Source organism: Streptomyces sp. UW30 (assembly GCF_008042075.1).
In the GTDB taxonomy this organism is placed as follows: Bacteria; Actinomycetota; Actinomycetes; order Streptomycetales; family Streptomycetaceae; genus Streptomyces.
In genome coordinates this window covers 244798-265650 of the sequence record NZ_RDBN01000021.1, presented here as the reverse complement: position 1 = coordinate 265650, position 20853 = coordinate 244798, and the positions used below count along the sequence as shown (strand labels likewise).

Annotated in this window: 16 protein-coding genes; 6 read left to right on the top strand and 10 right to left on the bottom strand. The window is 72.8% G+C overall.

All coding sequences use genetic code 11. From position 1 onward, the window contains the following. On the bottom strand, positions 1-1037 hold a 1037-nt coding region (locus EAO75_RS11510), incomplete at its 3' end, for a TrmB family transcriptional regulator (protein WP_261989243.1). 229 nt (positions 1038-1266) lie between these two features. Here EAO75_RS11510 and EAO75_RS11505 point away from each other — a divergent pair. Continuing rightward, positions 1267-4992: a S8 family peptidase gene (locus tag EAO75_RS11505; protein WP_147994947.1), complete on the top strand. Its 3726-nt coding sequence runs from the start codon at positions 1267-1269 to the stop codon at positions 4990-4992. Positions 4993-5202: 210 nt separating this feature from the next. Then, entirely contained in the window at positions 5203-6459 is a 1257-nt protein-coding gene (locus EAO75_RS11500; RefSeq protein ID WP_147994946.1) for a PP2C family serine/threonine-protein phosphatase, read from the top strand. Positions 6460-6474: 15 nt separating this feature from the next. Here the strand turns inward: EAO75_RS11500 and EAO75_RS11495 are convergent, their stop codons facing one another. Then, positions 6475-7782 (bottom strand): transcriptional regulator, encoded by a 1308-nt coding sequence (locus EAO75_RS11495; protein ID WP_147994945.1) that lies wholly within the window; start codon positions 7780-7782, stop codon positions 6475-6477. Between the two features lie 244 nt (positions 7783-8026). Between EAO75_RS11495 and EAO75_RS11490 the strand changes: the two genes are divergently transcribed. Further along, positions 8027-8644, top strand: coding sequence for a hypothetical protein (locus tag EAO75_RS11490; RefSeq protein ID WP_147994944.1), 618 nt, complete (start codon positions 8027-8029; stop codon positions 8642-8644). 695 nt (positions 8645-9339) lie between these two features. Next, complete coding sequence (locus EAO75_RS11485; protein WP_147995254.1) at positions 9340-9762, top strand: ATP-binding protein; 423 nt, start codon at positions 9340-9342, stop codon at positions 9760-9762. Between the two features lie 96 nt (positions 9763-9858). Here the strand turns inward: EAO75_RS11485 and EAO75_RS11480 are convergent, their stop codons facing one another. Then, positions 9859-10902: a DUF2637 domain-containing protein gene (locus EAO75_RS11480; RefSeq protein WP_147994943.1), complete on the bottom strand. Its 1044-nt coding sequence runs from the start codon at positions 10900-10902 to the stop codon at positions 9859-9861. Positions 10903-11264: 362 nt separating this feature from the next. After that, a complete protein-coding gene (locus EAO75_RS11475; protein ID WP_147994942.1) occupies positions 11265-12116 on the bottom strand; it encodes a (2Fe-2S)-binding protein in 852 nt (283 codons plus the stop codon). Positions 12117-12270: 154 nt separating this feature from the next. Here EAO75_RS11475 and EAO75_RS11470 point away from each other — a divergent pair, with 154 nt between their 5' ends. Then, a complete protein-coding gene (locus tag EAO75_RS11470) occupies positions 12271-13113 on the top strand; it encodes a GntR family transcriptional regulator (RefSeq protein WP_187284390.1) in 843 nt (280 codons plus the stop codon). Between the two features lie 364 nt (positions 13114-13477). Here EAO75_RS11470 and EAO75_RS11465 read toward each other — a convergent pair whose 3' ends face one another. The 5 genes from EAO75_RS11465 to EAO75_RS11445 are packed head-to-tail and all read right to left on the bottom strand — an operon-like array spanning position 13478 to position 18902. Beyond that, positions 13478-14275: a type III pantothenate kinase gene (locus EAO75_RS11465; RefSeq protein ID WP_147994941.1), complete on the bottom strand. Its 798-nt coding sequence runs from the start codon at positions 14273-14275 to the stop codon at positions 13478-13480. A gap of 7 nt (positions 14276-14282) precedes the next feature. Beyond that, complete coding sequence (nadC, locus tag EAO75_RS11460; RefSeq protein WP_147994940.1) at positions 14283-15254, bottom strand: carboxylating nicotinate-nucleotide diphosphorylase; 972 nt, start codon at positions 15252-15254, stop codon at positions 14283-14285. Positions 15255-15259: 5 nt separating this feature from the next. Then, positions 15260-16969, bottom strand: a complete 1710-nt coding sequence (locus tag EAO75_RS11455; protein ID WP_147994939.1) for an L-aspartate oxidase — start codon at positions 16967-16969, stop codon at positions 15260-15262. Further along, entirely contained in the window at positions 16966-17967 is a 1002-nt protein-coding gene (gene panC, locus EAO75_RS11450) for a pantoate--beta-alanine ligase (protein WP_147994938.1), read from the bottom strand. The genes EAO75_RS11455 and panC overlap by 4 nt, the downstream gene beginning before the upstream one ends. Next, positions 17964-18902, bottom strand: coding sequence for a Rossmann-like and DUF2520 domain-containing protein (locus tag EAO75_RS11445; RefSeq protein WP_147994937.1), 939 nt, complete (start codon positions 18900-18902; stop codon positions 17964-17966). The genes panC and EAO75_RS11445 overlap by 4 nt, the downstream gene beginning before the upstream one ends. 276 nt (positions 18903-19178) lie before the next feature. Here EAO75_RS11445 and EAO75_RS11440 point away from each other — a divergent pair, with 276 nt between their 5' ends. After that, positions 19179-20582 carry a threonine aldolase family protein gene (locus EAO75_RS11440; RefSeq protein ID WP_261989242.1) on the top strand — a complete coding sequence of 468 codons (1404 nt, stop codon included), beginning with the start codon at positions 19179-19181 and terminating at the stop codon, positions 20580-20582. Here EAO75_RS11440 and EAO75_RS11435 read toward each other — a convergent pair. Then, positions 20572-20787 carry a hypothetical protein gene (locus tag EAO75_RS11435; protein ID WP_147994936.1) on the bottom strand — a complete coding sequence of 72 codons (216 nt, stop codon included), beginning with the start codon at positions 20785-20787 and terminating at the stop codon, positions 20572-20574. The two genes, EAO75_RS11440 and EAO75_RS11435, sit on opposite strands and share 11 nt — an antisense overlap. Between the last annotated feature and the right edge of the window lie 66 nt (positions 20788-20853).

The window sequence follows — 20853 nt, the reverse complement described above, 5'->3', positions numbered from 1 at the left end:
ACCCCTGGCGCACCGTCCTCGACGACGCCGACCTCGTCTGGCGGCGCATGCCGGCGACCTGGTACGAGGGCCCCTTCCTCGGCAACGGCTTCCTCGGTTCCGGCATCTACGCCGAGCCCGGCGCCGCGACGAGCGCCGTGCGCTTCAACGTCCAGCACTCCGAGGTGCAGGATCACCGCCCCGAGTTCGGCTCGCTGTTCGGGCTGGCCCGCCAGCAGCAGGGACAGCACCTCCAGATCGGTGTCGTCGGGGCCGTCCGGCTGCTGCTCGGTGAGGCCGGACAGGCCGAGGCTGACCGGCAGCGCGTCCCGCCACACCGACTCGAACAGCCCGGAGAGCAGCTCCAGCAGCCCGCTCGCGTGCACGACCAGCGCGGCCGGTTCCGCGGTGTGCGAGGTCAGCGGCACCAGGGCGAGCGTCCGGTCGGCGATCACCAGCTTGGTCGGCACCTGGTCCACCACCCGCACCTGCTCCTCGCGGCCGAGGGCGGCGGACAGCTCGGTGATGCCGTGCGGCTGGTCCAGGACCGCGCGCTCCAGGACCACGCGGTAGCGCACGCCGCGATCGGCGGCCTGCTCCTCGGCGTCGTTCTCCATGCCGGTGACGGCGACGGGACTGCCGGTGACCAGCGCGCACACCTCGTCACTCGCGCCCAGCTGAAGCTGGAGGAAGCGCTGCGACACCGCGGCCGCGCCGATCACCACCTCGACCAGGTCGTGCACGGCCGGCTCGGTCGCACCCGCCCGGTACTCCTCGGCGAGGATCGCCGCCGCCAGCTCCGCCTTCTCCAGCTCGTGCCGCTGCTGGGTGAGCAGCGCGCCCAGCGCCACCCCGGGCGGCGCGGCGACCCAGCGGCCGGGGCGGGCCGAGGACTGCGCGGCGAGTCCGTGCCGCTCCAGACGGCGCAGCGCGCGTTCGGTGTCGTGCTCGGCGAGCGTCAGCCTCCGGGCGAGATCCGGTACGTCGGCGGCGCCCACGGACACGAGAGCCCGGTACGCCGACTCGTGCGTCTCGTCGAGACCAATCGCTCCCAGCATCGGGCCGCGCCCCTCCCCAAGTGGAACCAGGTCGAACACCGGTGTTCGGTCCGTGGCGGGAAACGGCCACGGCGCAAAACCGCCTCCGCACATCATCGCGGTACCACCGCTCACTCTGCCAAGGTGTCGCCACCGCAGCATCAACCACCGCCCGCTTTGCCCGACTTGGGCCTCCTTGGCCTGCGCTTTCGCGTCCGCGGGCAGACGGCAGCACCGGAAGAAGGCGATCTTGGGGAGAGCGATTTCGCGTACGGCACTGGGGGCGGCCACCGCCGCGCTCCTCGCCGTGACGCCGGCCGTACCCACGCACGCGGCCACCGCCGGGCCGAAACCGCAGACCGGCACCGGCGTCCGGGCCACCCCCGGCGCCGACGCCGGATCCGTCGTCACCCTGGTCACCGGCGACCGCGTCCTCGTCACCCGGGACGGGGCCGTCGCCCTGCCCGGCCCGGACGGCACCACCCCCTTCACCCAGACCCGTCGCTCCGGCGACGACCTGTACGTCTACCCCGAGGCAGCCGTCGAGGCGCTCGCCGCCGGCCGTGTCGACGAGGAACTGTTCAACGTCACCGGCCTGATCCGGCAGGGCTACGACGACGCGCACCGCGCGACGCTGCCGCTGATCGCCGCCTACGACCGCTCCGTCGCCCGATCCGTCCCGCCCACCCCGCGCGGCGCCGAACGCGGCCTCGTCCTCGACCCGATCGACGGCGTGGCCCTGGAGGCCGACAAGAAGCGGGCCGCCGACTTCTGGGCGGACCTGACCAACCCCCGCTCCCGCGCGGCCGGCGACCTGAAGAAGCTGTGGCTCGACGCCAAGGTCCGGGCCACGCTGGACCGTTCGACCCGCCAGGTGCACGCCCCCGAGGCCTGGGCCGCCGGCTACGACGGCAAGGGCACCAAGGTCGCCGTCCTGGACACCGGCGCCGACGCCGAACACCCCGACCTCAAGGGCCGTGTCACCGCGTCGAAGAACTTCACCGACTCCCCGGACGCCGACGACCACGACGGCCACGGCACCCACACCACCTCCACCGTCGGCGGCACGGGCGCCGCTAGCGACGGTGAGAAGAAGGGTGTCGCCCCGGCCGCCGGGCTCCTCAACGGCAAGGTCCTGAACGACTACGGCCAGGGCGAGACCTCGTGGATCATCGCCGGTATGCAGTGGGCCGTCGACCAGGGCGCCGACGTCGTCTCGATGAGCCTCGGCAACCCGGCCCGCACCGACTGCACCGACCCGATGGCGCAGGCCACGGAGGAACTGGCCCGCACCAGCGAGAACACCCTGTTCGTCATCGCCGCGGGCAACACCGGACCCGGCAACAACACGGTCTCCTCCCCGGGTTGCGCCCCGAGCGTCCTCACCGTCGGCGCCGTCGACCGCGACGACTCCACGGCCTCCTTCTCCAGCCGCGGCCCGGCGTACGGCTCGCACACCCTCAAGCCGGAGATCACCGCACCGGGCGTCGGCATCTCCGCCGCCCAGGCGGGCGGGCGCGGCGTGTACGCGTACCGGTCCATGAGCGGTACGTCGATGGCGACCCCGCATGTCGCGGGCGCGGCGGCCATCGTCAAGCAGCGCCACCCCGACTTCAGCGCCCGGCAGATCAAAGCGGCCCTCGTCTCCTCCGCCGACGCCGGTATCCCCGGCGACGTCCGCGAGACGGGCGGCGGGCGCCTCGACGTGCGGGCCGCGATCGGGCAGAAGGTGCTGGGCGCGCCCGCGCTGCAAGCAGGCACCTTCAACTGGCCGCAGGACACGAGCGACCGTACGACGGTCGCCGTGCCTTACACCAACACCACGGACAGGGCGGTGGAGTTGAAGCTGTCGGTGTCCGCCGTCACCGGCAACGACGGCTCCACCGTCCGCTCATCGATCGCCCGGCTCGCCGCCCGTTCGGTCACCGTCCCGGCGGGGGCGAGAGTCGAGGTCCCGCTGCGGATCGACCCGACGGCCAGGCTCGACCGGGCCCAGTACGGCGACGTCACGGGCCGTGTCCTCGCCACGGCCGACGGCATCAGGGTCTCCACCCCGTTCGCGCTGTACGTCCAGCCGGAGACCGTCACCCTGCGCCTCAAGCTGATCGACCGGCTCGGCAAGCCCGCCGACGGCGCCTCCTCCGTCGACCTGATCGGCACCGACGACGCGTCCGGCGAGCGCCGCTTCAACGAGGGCGCGAGCGACCAGACGTACCGGATCCGCCCCGGCGCCTACTTCCTCTCCGGCTTCGTCACGACCCCCGAGACCGAGGGCACGCTCCTCGACTCCCTCACCTACCTCGGCCGTCCGCAGCTGGAGGTCCGCGACGACACGACCGTCGTCCTCGACGCCCGCAAGGCCCACCGACTGAGCATCAGGACGGACAAGCCGACCGAACTGCGCGGCGCCACCCTCGGGTTCGCCCGCAGCTGGGACGACACCTGGCTGCACGCGGGCACGGCGGCCGGCGGGCGCCAACTGCGCGGCTACTACGCCTCGGTCACCGGCCGGGCGACCGACGGGGACTTCGAGTTCGACAGCTTCTGGCGCGCGGCGGCACCGCAGATCAGCGAACTCGCCGTCGTGGGCGGCCGGTCGCTGCACCCGACCACGGCGTCCTACAACTCGGCCAACCTCGACGGCAGCGGCCGGGCGGCACTGTTCGACGCCAAGTCCGGTACGGCGGAGGAACTTTCCGGGGCCGCCGGGAAGATCGCGCTCGTCGGCATCCCGGACGGCGGGAGCGCCGACGAGATCGCGACGCGCGCGAAGGCGGCAGGCGCCGTGGCCGTCCTCGTCCACCGTGACGCGCCGGGCCGCTGGTACCCGTCGGCCGGCTTCACCGGCGGCTCGCTCCCGGTCCTCGCCCTCCCGGCCGAGGAGGCGAAGGCCCTGCTCGCGGCCGGGGACGTGACCCTGCGCTGGACGGCCACCGCCAAGAGCCCGTACGTCTACAACCTGGCCTTCCCGGAACAGGGCACGATCGCCGGCGACCGCACCTACCGCGTCCGGGACCGGGATCTCGCGGCGACCACGGCGACGTACAACTCGATGGCGGGCGGCGCCACCGACCACATCGACCTGACGTCGATGACCCGCCCGAACGGACTGACCGGCTACTTCAGCGGCCTGGAGACGGTCCCCGCGCCCTTCCGGCGCACCGAGTACCACTCGTCCGGCACGACCGGCTGGGAGCACGAGGTGTCCAGCAGCTTCCCCTGGGGCGAGTTCATGATCGACCCCATGCGGACGTACGCGAAGGGCGAGCGGCGGACCGAGGAGTGGTACGGCGGCGTCCTCGCCCCCACCACCCCGCTCGACGACGCCGGCCGGCCCGCGCTCGCCGGGGAACGGCAGGGCGATCTGATCGGCGTGGCGCCCGGCTTCTGGGGCGACGGTCAGCACCAGGGCGTGCAGGGCAGCTTCGGCGACATCGGGAGCATGACGCTGAGCCGGGACGGTGAGACGATCGGCGAAAGTCCCTACCCCTTCGGGGTGTTCACCGTGCCCGCCGCGGAGTCGACGTACGAACTCACCCTGAGCACGGCGAAGATCGGCCCGCCGGCCCGGGCGTGGAGCCGCTCGACGAACACGACGACGACGTGGACCTTCCGCTCCGCACCGGACGAGGGCGCGTACTCGCAGGGCATACCGATGCTGTTCCCGCGGTACGCGCCGGCGCAGGACGGCCTGAAGACACTGCCCGCCGAGGACGGGCAGACCATCACTCTCTCGGCGACGGGCCACGCGGGTTACGAGCCCGGTGAGTTGACGCGAGCTCGGTTCGCCTACTCGTACGACGAGGGCGAGACCTGGACCGAGGCGCGGACGGTGCGCCAGGAAGACGGCACCTGGAAGGCGACGGTGAACCACAGCGGAGCGACAGGAAAGCAGGTCACACTCAGAACGGTCCTGACCGACGCGCACGGCACATCGGTCACCCAGATCGTGACCCGGGCCTACGACGTGCGCTGACGCGCGCGAAGGGGATCTGGGCCCGGGTCACCCGGCAGTCGCCGGGCGGTTCTCCCGTGGGGGGTGGGACTGCCCGGCGACACGCTTCTCCCGGTGTTTTCGCAAGGCTGTTCAAGGCTTCACCCGACGTGCCGCCCGCGAGGGCCTCGCGAGGCCGGATTTTCCGGATGCCCGGTTTTCATCCGGGCCGTGCGGTGGACAATTGGGGGCATGAACCAGCAGGGGGGTAGGCCCACCGGCCGCGAGGACGACTGGTGGGGGCAGCTGTACGGTGAGCGCGCCGACGACACGGGCCCGACGACGGCCCCCGACTCACTGGACGACCGGTTCGCCTCGGCCGCGGGAGCCTTGAGCCAGCGGTCGGGAGCGGGGGCGGCGGTTCCGTCGCCACGGGCGGACGCGGATGCCGTGCAGCCCGCGTCGACGTTTCCGCCCGGTCTGCCGAAGCCGCCGGGATTCACCGTGGAGCCGGCTCCGCCGGCCGATCCCGCTCCGCCGCCACGCCCCCTCGACTACGTGGGCGACGGCCCGCCCACCTACGCCGCCGAACCCACCGCCCTGCCACCCGCCGACCCGGACGACCTCGACGACCTCGTCGCCGACACCGTCCTCGACGGAGCCCACTACGGCACCAGCACCCTGCGCGCCGTCTCCCTGCGCGGAGACTCCGCCCGCTACCGCGGCGAACCCCGCCGCGACTCCCTCCTCACCGCCCGCTTCGGCACCGGCGACCACGCCCTGGTCCTCGTCGCGATGGCCACCGGCGCCCGAGCCACGCCGCGCGCGCACCGCGCCGCCGCCGAGGCCTGCCACTGGATCGGCCGGGCCGTCGGCCGCAGCCACGCGAGGCTCTCGGAGGACATAAGGGCCGCACGGCGCGGCGACCTGAAGTCCGGGCTGCACCGCCTGACCGACCGCAGCCTCGGCAAACTCCGCGCCACAGCCAACGAACAGGGCATCGAACCCGAGGAGTACGCGGCGACCCTGCGCTGCCTCCTGCTGCCCGCCGACCCCGAGTGCCGTACGCGCGTCTTCTTCGGCGTCGGCGAGGGCGGACTCTTCCGGCTGCGCAGCGGCGAATGGCAGGACATCGAACCCCGCGTCACCGACGCCACCGGCGAACCCGTCGTCGGCTTCGGCTCACTGCCCGCCGAGACCCCCGAGGGCGACCGCCTCACCATGGACCTCGGCATCACCACACCGCCGAGCCCCTACGACCCGGCCCCCGAGCCGCCCCGCGAACCCTTCCGCTTCCGCGCCTCCGTCGCCCGCCCCGGCGACACCCTCCTGATGTGCACGAGCGGCCTCGCCGACCCCCTGCGCGGCGAACCCGAACTCGCCGCCCACCTGACCGGACGGTGGTCCGACCCCGAACCGCCCGGCCTCGCCGAGTTCCTCGCCGACACCCAGATCCGGGTGAAGGGGTACGCCGACGACCGTACGGCGGCCGCGGTCTGGGAGGCGTGACGAGCCCGGGCGCTCCTACTCCTCCCAGGGCACCCAGGCGCGGGCCGAGGTGTCGTAGGCATAGTTCTTCAGGCCCTTGGTGCTCGTCGTGCGGAACGGGCGGCCGTGGTCGTCGATGCGGACCGTGCCGGTGCGGCCCTGGGACGACCAGTCCAGTTCCAGGTACCAACTGCAGTCGCAGGTCTGCGTCTTCGCGTCGACCAGCAGCACCTCGGGGTCCTCGGCGGACACGCGGTACGGCAGCCGCATCGCCGGGATCGTGACGCCCGTGTCATTGCCGTCCGCCGGGCGGGCGACGGGCCGGTCCTTGTCCAGGTCGACGTCGAAGTAGCGGGGCGTCAGCGCTCCGCCGCAGCCGTTGTCCATGGCGTAGTTGGTGCCCTCCACGGGTGCCGAGCGGCCGACGACGCGCACGCGCAGCGCCTCCAGGACGACGGCCGTGGACGACCGGCCCTGCACCGTGATCTTCACCAGCGTCTGCCGCCCGTGCACCGCGTTCTGCGTCGCCGCCCAGGTCGCGGCGTCCTGTGGGTTCGGGGGCGGCGGGACCTGCCGCGGGGGCTTGGCGATGACGTAGTCGTGACCGCAACCCGCCTGCCAGACATGGGAGTCGGCGCTGAAGGTGAGGGGAAGGCCGGTCGACGGCTGCCGCCCGCCGGACTTGTTCGAGGGCTGGTCGGCGGTTTCGGTGGGCTCGGCCGAGGGCTTCTTCGACGCGCCGCCGGAGGGCGAGGGCGTCTTGGCGGAGGAGCTCGGGGACTCGGTCGACTTCGGGCGGGGGGCGTCCGGTTGTGCCGTACGGGGTGGATCGGCGGCCTCGACCGAGTCGCCCGTCCGGCGACGGTCGTCGTCGGGCAGCGCGGAGAGGCTCCCGAGCGTCGCGAGGAGGGCGGTCGTCACGGCGGCGGAGACCAGCAGGCGTCGGCGGCGGTACCAGGGGCGCCGGGAAGGCTCGGGCGGTGCGGGGTCCTGGACCGGCTCGGCGGCCGGTTCGCGGGCCGCGTCCGAGGGGGCGCCGTCCGTCGTACCGGAAGCCGGCGTATGGGCAACCGCCGTACGTGATCTCTGTCGGGCCGCCACCGCCAGGATCCACAACCGGTGCAGCTCCAGCCGCTCCTGAGGCGTCGCCCCGCACAGCGCGGCGAAGCGCTCGACGGGGGCGAAGTCGAGGGGGACCGCGTCACCGGCGCAGTAGCGGTGCAGCGTGGAGGTGTTCATGTTCAGGCGGCGGGCCAGCTGACCGTAGCTGCGGTCGGTGCGTTCCTTCAGGCGTCTCAGCGTCGCCGCGAACTCCTGGACGTCGTCGCCCTGTGCTTCCGACACTGTCCCCCCGTGTCCTGCGCGTCCCGGGACGGTATCCCAGGCACTCCATGTACCTGCACGTCAGAAGGGCTGGGATGGTTCCACCGTCGCGGACCGGGTGACGGCGCTTGCGGCCGCCTGCTGTGACGGCTGATGCTCAAGGTGTCGCACCGACCAGGTCCGGGGGGACCAACCGGCCTCGGTGACGGCCAACTTCCGCACGTTCACGCACTCATGCACTCATCTCATCCACGGGGGGACACCCATGCCCAAGCGCACCCGATCCGGCGTGCTCACCGCACTCGTCGTCGTGGGCCTCACCACGGGAGCCGCGCTCGGCGCGGCGCCCGCCGGCGCCGCGCCGAGGACGCCCGCGCCGAAGTTCCTCGCGGCGTCCGAGCTGCCGCCGCACCCCTCCTCCACCTGGACCGCCGGCCGGGTCGCCGACGGCGTCCCGGAGGAGATGCAGTACTGCTTCGGCGAGTCCCTGCTCGCCTACGACTCCCGCTACCGCACCTTCCGCACCGACCTCGACACCGGCGCCCAGCAGCTCAACGTCGTCGTCGGGAACAGCACCAAGGCCAAGGCCCTGGCGACACGCCTCGACAAGGAGGTCAAGCGCTGCGTCACGCGCATGAACGCCGACCCGGACGTCGAGGCCGACTACAGGAGCTACGGCAGCCTGCCGGTCGAGGAGGGCGCCCGCGTCCACGGCTTCGCGACCCGCGCGTCCTGGGGCGCCATGGACATCCACCTCGTCTCCGTCGGCCGGGACGGCGGCACCGTGACCGTCGTGCAGTGGGGGCAGATGGGCGCCTTCAAGGACGCGCCCGTGAAGGCCTTCAAGAAGACGACCACCACCGCGGTCAACAAGCTCTACTGACCGGCGCGTCACCGGACCATCGCACCAGCGGGGCCGCCCTCCCGGACGGGGGTCGGGCGGGCGGCCCCGCGCACATGCCCGCGTCATCCGTGCGCCCCACGGGGCGTGCACCCGCGAATTCCGGCCAGTTTCACAGGTTGCGGGAAGGTGGCCCGAGACGCGCCGTTGCCTCGCCGTCCGACTTGTGGGTGTCCACCCCGCGCACGACCCCAACCGCCCCACCGCCGCGCCGACTACGGCCGGATCGACAGGGCGGCATCGGCAGCCGGGCCGATCCCCTGCGCTCAGCCCGCCCGCAGGGGAGTCGGCCTCATGCCGTGCCCGAACGGACAGGTCGGCCGTCTCCCTCCGGTATCGGATGCACGGCCCCGCCTCCGCTCGCGGCGAGCACGCATCCGACCCGCCAACCGCGCCGTGGCCTGTGGCCCACCCCGCCCGGCCCTCGCCGAGGGCGGCCTCCGGGCGGCCGACGGGTGACGTTTCGGCTTTCATCCATCCGCCTGGACCGCCCCAACCGTGGCCGAACACCTGGTCGTTGACGATTCGACATGACTGCCGCCGGTTCGACTGGGAATGGTTCCCGTGAACGTGTTCGAGCCAGGAGGGGAACCGACATCGGCACGCGGGCGGGGGTCATGAAGAGGCAGGCACGAGGAGGCGGTCCCGTGACATACGGGGCGTCCTCGGTGGAGACAGTGGAGGACAGGGCCGCGAGCGCCGGGGAACACGCGCAGCCGCCGCAGCTCAGGCGCAGACTCGGGCGGGCGGATCTACGGGCCGTACCGGAGGCGCGCAGAGCACTGCGCGAGCTGTTACGGCACTGGGGGAGGCCGGGACGATCGGACATAGCCGAACTGCTCACCAGCGAACTCGTCACCAACGCAATCGTCCACACCGACCGGGAGGCCGTCCTGACGGCGAGTGTCGGGCCGGACGGACTGCGGGTGGAGGTGAGGGACTTCGTGGCCCGGCTGCCCAGACCGCGCGTACCGAACGCCGACGAGTGTACGAACGGCAGGGGCCTGATCCTCGTCCAGTCCCTGGCGGACGCCTGGGGCGTGCGGGCGCACGGGGTGGGGAAGGCGGTGTGGTTCGAACTGGACGCGGGTGCCGCGTGACGACGTATGCGGGTGGCGTGCCATGACGAAGGGGCGCGACCCGGWCCGGGTCGCGCCCCTTCGTCGATGACGTCGATCGCGTCGATCACAGGCGGCTCAGCCGAACTGCTGCTCCAGGTCCTTGAGCTTGCGCTCCAGGGAGTCGAGCCGGGGGAGCGCCATGGTGTCGTCCTCCGCGGTGAGGTCGACGGTCACCGGGTCAGAGCCGGAACCGGTCCGTACGGGCTGCAATGAGGGACGCGTACGCACGGGCAGTTGTTCCGGCGTGGATATGGCAGGCTCCGCGGAGACTTGGGCCGAGGCACGCTCCAGGGCCTGCGTCTCGACGTGCCGGCCGCCGCGGCCGACGAAGCCGCGGTGGCCCCGGCTGATGGCCTTCAGCTGGGCCCGCTCCATGCGCTCCTGCTCGCGCCGGCGCAGACGGGCCGCCTCCTTCTGCCGCTTGTCCTCGCGGACCTCGTCGACGGCCTCGTCCAGGCTGCGCACACCCTCCAGAAGCATCAGCGACCAGGCCCTGTAGGTCTCGCGGGGGGCCCGCAGCCAGCGGACGATCCGGATCTGCGGCAGAGGCCTGGGCACCAGACCCTGCTCGCGCAGGGCGGCCCGGCGAGTCTGCTTCAGCGCCCGGTCGAACAGCACGGCCGCGGACAGGGACATGCCGGCGAAGAAGTGCGGGGCGCCGTCGTGGCCGAGGCCCCTGGGCGCGTGGACCCAGTTGAACCAGGCAGCGGCGGCCGCGAACGTCCACACGAGTATCCGGGAGCCGAGGGCCGCGTCACCGTGGCTGGCCTCGCGAACGGCGAGCACGGAACAGAACATCGCGGCGCCGTCCAGGCCGAAGGGCACCAGGTACTGCCAGCCGTTGTGGAGGCCGAGGTTCTGCTCACCGAAGCCGACCAGGCCGTGGAAGGAGAGCGCGGCGGCCACGGCCGCGCAGCAGAACAGCAGCACATAGGAGGCGGTGCCGTATATGGCCTCCTTGCGCCTGCGGCGCTCCTCGCTGCGCTCCCACGAGTCTTCAGCGCTCGTGTCCTTCCCCGAGGTCTTCCCGCGCCGAAGCACCGCTATCGCCGCCAGCAGGCCCAGGAGCAGGACGGCGCCCGGAAGCAGCCAGTTCAGCGATATGTCGGTCAATCTCATCTGGGGTCCCTTGCATTGGGATAGGGCGTAACGCCCGCCATAGTGGCCCAATCCCACTGGCCCTCAGGGGGTTTCGGGGCAAGAGGCCGCCAAGGAAGTGCAAGGGGATGCCCAGGGCGGCGTTCTGCTCGAACTGCCGCTTGAGGGGCGGGAGTTGAGTTCGAACGGAGACTACCCGTGCGGGTGGTTCCACGGAAAGTTCCTGCGCGGAGTGAGGAAATTGTGAAACGCCTGTAACCGTAACGGGTGTCACGCTCGTGGGTGATCTTACGGCACGAAGGGTTACGCGCCGTCTGAGGGGTCCTCAATTCGCGGCGCTCGGCGGTGGATTGGGCCGCTCGCGGCGCCGCCGGCCGTGGGGTTCAGCTTGCCGCCGCCAGGAGTTTGGTGACCCGGTCCGCGTCGCAGGTCCGCGGGCAGGTGGCGCAGGTGTCCTCGGGGCGCACGGTGTAGAACATGCAGCAGCTCGCCCGGTCCCGAGTGGGCAGTGACTCGCCGTTCGGGCCGGTGAGTTCGCGGAAGGCCGCCGAGCCGACGTACGGCTGGGTCGCGCCCGGCAGGAGCAGTTCCAGCTCGCGGCGGGCCCGGTCCTGCTCGCCGTCGCCGAACAGATGGGCGACATACCACAGGCCCTCGATGATCTCGTCGGTCGCCATGCCCCACAGCGCGCGGCCGCGGCGGCGCATACGCGGGCCGAAGCCGGCGAGGACGGGTTCGAGGTGCTCGGCGACGGCGGCCCGCACCTCGGCGCGCAGCGACTCCTCGTCGGCGACGACCCTGGCGCCGGGCAGGATGGCCGCCGGGTCGTCGGGGAGGCAGGCGAAGGTGGTCGGACGGGCCGCCAGGCGGCCTATCGCCAGGCCGGGGGCCGTGCGGTCGTACGAGACATGCGTCACGGGCAGGCGGGGGACGCGGCGGAGCAGGAACCAGGGCACGGTGATCAGCAGGCAGGCGGGCCAGGCGTAGCGGTGCAGGCCGAAGCTGGCCACGACGTCGGGGCGGGCGGGCTGTCCGTAGTCGCGCCGTACCTGTGCGTCGTCCCAGGCCAGGAAGGTGTCGAGGGCCTCGCCGCCCTCCGCGAGGGAGGCCGCGGTGAGCCAGCCGCCGTGGTGGGGAAGCTGTTCGTGGGCGGGTGGCTGGATGATGTCGAGCCCCGGGAAGGCCGTGGTGAGACGCGTGTAGGCGGCTGCGAGGGCCGAAGGGGGCACGGACATGTGGGCCGCCGATCCGTGAGGCTTCAAAGGTAAGCCTTACCTTACCCAAGATCGCTGCGGTTTGAACTGTCGCGTTCTGCGCCTAAGGTGCTTGACGGCTGAGTAACAACCCGCCGTAATGACCCCAAGTACCGACACATCCGCAGGAGGACCCGTGAAGCAGGGCGCGCAGGGCTCCGCGGTGACGGGAAATCCGGGTGGCTCGCAGGGGCGGCAGGTCCCTTCGGGTGTGGAGGACGTCGAGGTCCGTGCGGACGTGACGCGTGTGCCGGCGCAGGGGCGGGGCGCGGACGCCGGCCGGGACCGGGGTGGCGCGGCGCCCTCGGCGCGTGGTGAGCACACGCACAGTGAGACGCCCATCCCGCGGCCTCGGCCGCTGGTGCAGCGGGCCTCGGTGCGGGGGCAGATCCTGGACGCGTTGCGTACCGCGCTGGTCACGGGTGAGCTGACGCCCGGGGCGGTGTACTCGGCGCCCGCGTTGGGGGAGCAGTTCGGGGTGTCGGCCACGCCGGTGCGGGAGGCTATGCAGCAGCTCGCGCTGGAGGGGGCCGTCGAGGTCGTGCCCAATCGGGGGTTCCGGGTGGTCGAGCGGGGGGCTCGGGAGCTGGCGGAGCTGGCCGAGGTGCGGGCGTTGATCGAGGTGCCGGTGATGCTGCGGCTCGCGCGGTCGGTCGGCGCCGAACGGTGGGCGGAATTGCGGCCGTTGGCTGAGGCGACGGTGCGGGCGGCGTCGACGGGGTGCCGGGCCACGTACGCGGAGTCGGACCGTACTTTTCATCGGGCTGTGCTGTCGTTCTGCGGCAACGAACAGCTCGTCCAAATCGCGGACGACCTGCACCGGCGGGCTCAGTGGCCCCTGGGGAGCGCCGCACGGCCTTCGGTCCGGCATGCCGACCTGCTCGCGGACGCCGCTGAGCACACGGCGTTGCTGGATGCGTTGATCGTCGGGGATCTGGATGTGGTGCGGTCGCTGGTGGGGGAGCACTTCGCCGAGTAGTGCGGGTGGGGTGCCTGCGGCGGCCTGTTGTTGGTCGGTGGGGGTGCGTGTAGCGCCTGCGGGTTGGTTTGTGGGTCGGGGCCGCGTCGGGGGGTGTCCGTCCTCGGTCCGGCGGTTGCTGTGCCTCAGAGGGGTGCTGTTTCTTGACGCCGGCCGCTGCGGGCGGACACCCCCCGACGCGTCCCCTTGCCGCCGTGGGCGACCGCGGGTGTGTGGGGCTGCCCGCGTCCCCAGCGGTTTGGTCCAGCCCGGGACCGCGCCATTCCGCCCGGCGGTGCGCGGTCTTGGGGGCGGTCCCTCCGGAATCCTTCAGCCCGGCCGGCCTACGAGGACGAGTCCTCGGCGGCCTGGGCACAGGACCCAGTCACATACGGGAGACGTTGCGTTCGTAGACCAGGCGTAGGCCGATCAACGTCAGCCAGGGTTCGTGTTCGTCTATGACCGAGGACTCGCCCAGGACCATGGGAGCCAGACCACCCGTCGCGATGACCGTGACCTCGTCGGGGTCCTCCGCGAGTTCGCGGGACATGCGGTTGACGACGCCGTCGACCTGGCCCGCGAAGCCGTAGATGATGCCGGACTGCATGGCCTCGACGGTGTTCTTGCCGATGACGCTGCGCGGGCGGGCCACCTCGATCTTGCGGAGTTGGGCGCCGCGGACGCCGAGGGCCTCGACGGAGATCTCGATGCCGGGGGCGATGACACCGCCGATGTACTCGCCGCGCGCGCTGACCGCGTCGAACGTCGTCGCCGTACCGAAGTCGACGACGATCGCGGGGCCGCCGTAGAGGTCGACCGCCGCGACCGCGTTGATGATGCGGTCGGCGCCGACCTCCTTGGGGTTGTCGGTGAGGATCGGGACGCCCGTCTTGACGCCCGGTTCGACGAGGACCGCGGGGACGTCGCCGTAGTAGCGGCGGGTCACCTCGCGGAGCTCGTGCAGGACCGAGGGGACCGTCGCGCAGATGGCGATTCCGTCGATGCCGTCGCCCAGTTCGTCGCCGAGGAGCGGGTGCATGCCCATCAGGCCCTGGAGGAGGACCGCGAGTTCGTCGGCCGTGCGGCGGGCGTCCGTGGAGATGCGCCAGTGCTCGACGATGTCCTCGCCGTCGAACAGGCCGAGGACGGTGTGCGTGTTGCCTACGTCGATGGTGAGCAGCATGCCGGTTCTACTCCGCCGCTCGCAGGTCCAGGCCGATGTCCAGGATCGGCGAGGAGTGGGTGAGGGCTCCTACGGCGAGGTAGTCGACGCCCGTGTCCGCGTACGCCTTGGCGTTGTCGAGGGTCAGGCGGCCCGATGCCTCCAGTGCCGCGCGGCCGCCGACGATGGCCACGGCCTCCTCGCACTCGCCCGGCGTGAAGTTGTCCAGGAGGATCAGGTCCGCGCCCGCGTCCACCACTTCGCGGAGCTGGTGGAGGGTGTCCACCTCGACCTCGATCGCGAGGTCCGGGAAGGCTTCGCGGACCGCCTCGAAGGCCTGGGTCACGCCGCCGGCCGCCAGGACGTGGTTGTCCTTGACCAGGGCCGCGTCCGACAGGGACATGCGGTGGTTGACCCCGCCTCCGCAGCGGACCGCGTACTTCTCGAGGGCGCGCAGCCCGGGGGTTGTCTTGCGGGTGTCCCGGACCCTCGCCTTCGTGCCGTCCAGGAGGTCCGCCCACGCGCGCGTGGCCGTCGCGATGCCCGACAGGCGGCAGAGGATGTTCAGCGCGCTGCGCTCGGCCGTCAGGAGGTCGCGGGTGCGGGCGGTGATGGAGAGGAGCTTCTCGCCTGCCTCCACCTTCTCGCCGTCCTCCACGTGGCGTTCCACCTCGAACTCGTCCTCGCAGACGATGGAGACGACCGCTTCGGCGACCCTGAGGCCCGCCACCACGCCCGCCTCGCGCGCCACGAAGTCGGCCGTGGCCACTGCTTCTTCGGGGACGGTCGCGACCGTCGTCACGTCCACGCCGTGCGCCAGGTCCTCCTGGATGGCGACGCCCGCGATGTCCTCGACCTCGACGGGGTCCAGGCCCGCGTCGGCGAGGAGCTCGGCGAGTGCGGGGTCGAGGCCGCACTCCAGGTACTCCCCGTCGGCACCGCAGGCGCAGTCGTCGCCGCAGCCGCCGTTCGAGGCGAGGGGAAGGTCGGGGGTGGTCACTGCTGTCACTGCTCCTGGGGACGGGTCGGGGGGAAGTCTGCGGTGTCTGTGGTGTGCACGGCCAGTGTGCGGTCCGGGTTCAGGCGTACGACGATGTGGCGGCGCCAGGTGGTGTCGTCACGGTCGGGCTCGTCGTCGCGCCAGTGGCAGCCTCGGGTCTCTTCGCGCAGTTGTGCTGCGGCCACCAGGACCCGGGCCACGCAGAGGAGGTTCGTGGCCTCCCAGGTGTCGACGCCGGGCTCGGCCGTCTTGCCGTTCTCGGTGAGGGCGTCGCGGGCCTCGGTGCGCAGTCGCTGGAGCTGGTCGGCGGCCTTGGCGAGGGACTCGGCGGAGCGCAGGACCCCGGCGCCGTCGGTCATCGTCCGCTGGATCACGAAGCGGGCCTCGGGGGCCAGCAGCGGGTGCTCGGGGGTCTCGGGGTACGGCACCGGGTGCGGCACGCGCGCGTGGAGGCCGTTCGCCGCGCGGGAGGCCGCGATGTCCTCCACGATGCGCTCGGCGTAGACCAGGCCTTCGAGGAGTGAGTTCGAGGCCAGGCGGTTGGCGCCGTGCACGCCGGTGCAGGCGACCTCGCCGCACGCGTACAGGCCGGGGACGGTCGTACGGCCCTGGGAGTCGGTGCGTACGCCGCCCGAGGCGTAGTGGGCGGCCGGGGCGATCGGGATGGGGTCGTGGACCGGATCGATGCCGTGGGCGCGGCAGGCGGCGAGGATCGTGGGGAAGCGGTGCTCCCACATGTCGGCGCCGAAGTGGCGGGCATCGAGGAACATGTGTTCCGCGTCCTGCTCCTGCATGCGTCGCATGATGCCCTTGGCGACGATGTCCCGGGGGGCGAGTTCGGCGAGTTCGTGCTGTCCCACCATGAAGCGGATGCCGTGGGCGTCGACCAGGTGGGCGCCCTCGCCGCGTACGGCCTCGGAGACCAGGGGCTGCTGGCCCTCCGCCTCGGTGCCCAGGAAGAGGACCGTGGGGTGGAACTGGACGAACTCCAGGTCGCTCACCTCGGCGCCGGCGCGCAGCGCCAGGGCGACGCCGTCGCCCGTCGACACCGACGGGTTCGTCGTCGCCGAGAAGACCTGGCCCATGCCGCCGGTCGCCAGGACCACGGCGGGGGCGTGGACCGCTCCCACGCCGTCGTGCTGGCCCTCGCCCATGACGTGCAGGGTGACACCGGCCGTACGGCCTTCGGTGTCCGTGAGGAGGTCGAGGACGAGGGCGTTCTCGATCGTGCGCAGGCCACGCGCGCGTACGGCCTCCACCAGGGCGCGGGAGATCTCCGCGCCGGTCGCGTCGCCGCCCGCGTGGGCGATACGGCGGCGGTGGTGGCCGCCCTCGCGGGTGAGCTCCAGGCCGCCTTCCTCCGACTCGTCGAAGTGGGCGCCGGTCTCGATCAGGCGGCGTACGGCGTCGGGGCCCTCGGTGACGAGGATGCGGACCGCCTCCTCGTCGCACAGGCCCACGCCCGCGACCAGGGTGTCGTCCAGGTGCTGCTCGGGGGTGTCGCCCTCGCCGAGGGCCGCGGCGATGCCGCCCTGGGCCCAGCGGGTGGAGCCGTCGTCGAGGCTGGCCTTGGTGACGACGACCGTCTTGAGGCCGACGGCCTCGCAGCGCAGGGCGGCGGTGAGGCCTGCGACGCCGGAGCCGACGACCACTACGTCCGCCGTGATGGACCACCCGGGCGCGGGCGCGTGCAGTCTTATGCCTGTGCTGGTCACGAGGCGGCTCCGAAGGTGAGGGGGATGTTGTCGATCAGCCGGGTCGTCCCGACCCGGGCGGCGACGGCGAGGACGGCCTCGCCGATGTATTCGTCCTCGTGATCGGTGATCTCCGTGAAGTCGGACGGGTCGACGAGGGCGACGTAGTCCAGTTCGAGCGGCGGGTCGAGGCGGGCGGCCTCGTCCAGGACCAGGCGGGCGGCGGCACGGACGGCCGCGGCGGCGCCGGGGACGGCCTTGGCGACCGCGTGCGCGTCGGCCGCCGCGCGGGACTCCCCTATGGCGCTGAGCGCCTCGGCACGCGCACGCGTGGCGGGCACTTCACGCGCGCGTGCGCGCAGCGCCTCCTGCGCCGCGTGCCGGTCGCTGCCGGCGAACAGCGCCTGGGACAGCGCGAGGGCCGTGCGGCGTTCCTTGGGCGAGAGGAAGCGGTTGCGGCTGGAGAGGGCGAGGCCGTCCTCCTCGCGCACGGTGGGGACGCCGACGATCTCGACGCCGAAGTTCAGATCGCGGACCATGCGGCGGATCAGCGCGAGCTGCTGGGCGTCCTTCTGGCCGAACAGGGCGATGTCGGGACGGGTGAGGTGCAGCAGCTTGGCGACGACGGTGAGCACGCCGTCGAAGTGGCCGGGGCGCGAGCTGCCCTCCAGGCGCTCGCCCATGGGGCCGGCGCTGATGCGGACCTGGGGCTCGCCGCCCGGGTAGACCTCGTCGACAGCGGGGGCGAACACGGCGTCCGCGCCTGCCCGTTCGGCGATCTTGAGGTCGGCGTCCAGGGTGCGCGGGTAGCGGTCGAGGTCCTCTCCCTTGCCGAACTGCAAGGGGTTCACGAACACGGTGACGACGACCTCGCCGTCCGCTCCGGCGACCGCGCGCGCGGTGCGGATCAGGGTGGCGTGGCCCTCGTGCAGGGCGCCCATGGTCATCACTACGGCGCGGCGGCCGGCACGCGTGCGTGCGTGCAGTTCGTCGGCGGTACGCAACAGGGTGGTGGTCATCGGGCGTCTCCCTCGGCGCCGGCGGTCCCGGTGGTCCCGCCCGCGAGTACGTCGAGGAGGTCCTCGGCGAGTTCCGGCTTGAGCAGGCCATGGGCGAGCGCTCGGTCGGCGGTCGCGCGGGCCATCGCGAGATACCCGGCGACGGTCTGCGGGGCGTGCCGGCGCAGCTCGGTGACGTGCGCGGCGACGGTGCCCGCGTCCCCGCGCGCGACGGGGCCGGTCAGGGCCGCGTCGCCGGAGCGCAGGGCGTTGTCGAGGGCGGCGCCGAGGAGCGGGCCGAGCATGCGGTCGGGGGCCTCCACGCCCGCCTCGCGCAGCAGCTCCATGGACTGGGCGACCAGCGTCACCAGGTGGTTCGCGCCCAGCGCGAGCGCCGCGTGGTAGAGCGGGCGCATCTCCTCGGCGATCCACTCGGGCTCGCCGCCCATCTCGATGACGAGGGCCTCCGCGGCCAGCCGCAGTTCCTCGGGCGCGGTGACGCCGAACGAGCAGCCGGCGAGGCGCTGGACGTCCACGGGGGTGCCGGTGAACGTCATCGCCGGGTGCAGTGCCAGCGGCAGCGCGCCCGCGCGCAGGGCGGGGTCCAGGACCTTCGCGCCGTACCGCCCGGAGGTGTGCACCAGCAGCTGGCCCGGCTTGACGGCCCCGGTCTCGGCGAGGCCCTCGACCAGGCCGGGCAGGACGTCGTCCGGGACGGTCAGCAGCACCAGCTCGGCCCGCGCGAGGACTTCGGCGGGCGGCACCAGGGGCACGTCGGGGAGCATCCGCTCGGCCCGTCGCCGGGAGGCCTCGGAGACCCCGGAGACGGCCACCGGACGGTGCCCGGCGAGCTGGAGGGACGCGGCGAGCGCGGGGCCCACCCGACCGGCGCCGACGACACCGACGGTGAGCCGCGCGGGGCGGTCCCTGGGATCTGGCTGTTGGCTTGTACTCACGCGAAGGCGGCCTTCCCGTTCCAGTCCGCTCGGGGTACCGGACGATTTCTCGTCATGTTAACGCGATTGGTTCGAGCGGCGTTCGGTTGTCCACAGGCTGTGGGTTTCGCCACGCCTTCGCACGCGGGCGCGCAGCACGGAGCCGGCGCAGGAAAGAGGCGTGCGGGCGGCGCGGGCCGACGTACCCGGCGCGGGCCCGTGGGCGGGCAGGCGCCGGAGGGCGGGCGCAGAAAATGCGGGTGCTGGCGCGGATGGGCGCGGGGGATGATCCGGGGCATGAGCGATAGGGCGGAGCGGGGCGGGAATCGGGTTGAGCAGGGCGGACAGCGGGCGGGGGCGGATCCGGACGGGCGGGTGCCCGGACGGCGGTCGCCGGACGAGGCGTCACCCGAGCGGCAGCCGTCGGCCGGGCAGCCACCCGGCCGTCAGTCCCGCGACGAACAGTCCCCGGACGGGGAGTCGCCCGTCCGGCAGTCGCTGAACGAGCCGTCACCCGGCGAGCAATTGTCGGCCGAGGCGGTGTCGGACGACGAGCGGCGCAAGCGGCGCCGTGAACGGCGCATCGCCGCCTACCGCAGCGCGCGGCGCGTGCTCGCACGCCCCGGCTACTTGGGCACCCTGCGCGAGCGCCTGGCGCTGCTGGACGAGGCGCGTGCGCTGGATCTGCACGACCTGGACGGCCCCTCGGACCTCTACGGCGACGGCATCGTCGAAGCCCTGGAGGAGAAGACCGCCGGGCTGCTCGGCAAGGAGGCCGCCGCGTTCTTCCCGACGGGCACGATGGCTCAGCAGGTGGCCCTGCGCTGCTGGGCGGGCCGCAGCGGGAACCCGACCGTCGCCCTGCATGGGCTGGCCCACCCGGAGGTGCATGAGCGAGGGGCGTTCAGCCAGGTCAGCGGCCTGCGCCCGGTCCGCGTGACAAGCGAGCCGCGGCTGCCGACGGCCGCCGAGGTACGGGACTTCGACGAGCCCTTCGGGGCGCTGATGCTGGAGCTTCCCCTCAGGGATGCCGGTTTCGTGCTGCCCACGTGGGAGGAGCTCACGGAGATCGTGGAGGCGGCCAGGGAGCGCGACGCGGTGGTGCACTTCGACGGCGCGCGCCTGTGGGAGTCCACCGTCCACTTCGGGCGCCCCCTGGAGGAGATCGCGGACCTGGCGGACAGCGTGTACGTGTCGTTCTACAAGTCCCTCGACGGCTTCGGCGGCGCGGCACTCGCCGGTCCGAAGACGCTGGTGGACGAGGCGAAGGCGTGGCGGCACCGCTACGGAGGCGCGATCTACCAGCAGTTCGCGACCGCGCTGTCGGCCCTGGCCGGCCTGGAGCGGGAGCTGCCCCGGATGCCCGAGTACGTCGCCCACGCGCGCGTGGTGGCCGCCGCGCTGCGCGAGGGGTTCGCGGCGGCCGGGGTGCCGTGGATGGGGGTTCACCCCGAGCCGCCGCACACGAACGAGTTCCAGGTCTGGTTGCCGTACGACGCCGACGTCGTGGCCGAGGCCGCGATCCGGCACGCCGAGGAGACAGGGGCCGTTCTGTTCGCCAACGGCTGGGAGGCCAAGGCACCGGGCCTGGCCTTCACGGAGGTCTACGTACGGGCCGCCGCTCTGGAGTGGACGGCCGACGACGTGAAGGAGGCCGTCGCCGGGTTCGTGGCCCTGCTGACCGAGGAGATCACCAGGTAGAGCGCGGCCACGCATGCAGCCGGCGGACCAGGGCCTGCCGTATCCGGCCGTGGACCGGGCGCCCCGCGATCACGGCCCTGAACTGCCGGTGGTCGCGGAACTCGCGCACGACCTGCCAGTCGTGGGTGCCCGGCGCCGGAGGGGCCGCCTCGTCGAGCAGGCGGGCTCGGTAGGTGTCGAGGAGGTACTGCTGCGTGATGCTCATCGCTGATCGCCTTCTCGGGACGTAGGAGACATGACGTGGGGTGATCGGGCTCCGCGGCTGCCCCGG

What these genes read in the sequence shown, in the direction of transcription:
- EAO75_RS11475 (WP_147994942.1), bottom strand. Translation starts at nt 12,116, where the DNA reads ATGTCCGTGCCCCCTTCGGCCCTCGCAGCCGCCTACACGCGTCTCACC.
- EAO75_RS11480 (WP_147994943.1), bottom strand. Translation starts at nt 10,902, where the DNA reads ATGAGATTGACCGACATATCGCTGAACTGGCTGCTTCCGGGCGCCGTC.
- EAO75_RS11440 (WP_261989242.1), top strand. Translation starts at nt 19,179, where the DNA reads ATGAGCGATAGGGCGGAGCGGGGCGGGAATCGGGTTGAGCAGGGCGGA.
- EAO75_RS11435 (WP_147994936.1), bottom strand. Translation starts at nt 20,787, where the DNA reads ATGAGCATCACGCAGCAGTACCTCCTCGACACCTACCGAGCCCGCCTG.
- EAO75_RS11465 (WP_147994941.1), bottom strand. Translation starts at nt 14,275, where the DNA reads ATGCTGCTCACCATCGACGTAGGCAACACGCACACCGTCCTCGGCCTG.
- EAO75_RS11490 (WP_147994944.1), top strand. Translation starts at nt 8,027, where the DNA reads ATGCCCAAGCGCACCCGATCCGGCGTGCTCACCGCACTCGTCGTCGTG.
- panC (WP_147994938.1), bottom strand. Translation starts at nt 17,967, where the DNA reads ATGACCACCACCCTGTTGCGTACCGCCGACGAACTGCACGCACGCACG.
- EAO75_RS11500 (WP_147994946.1), top strand. Translation starts at nt 5,203, where the DNA reads ATGAACCAGCAGGGGGGTAGGCCCACCGGCCGCGAGGACGACTGGTGG.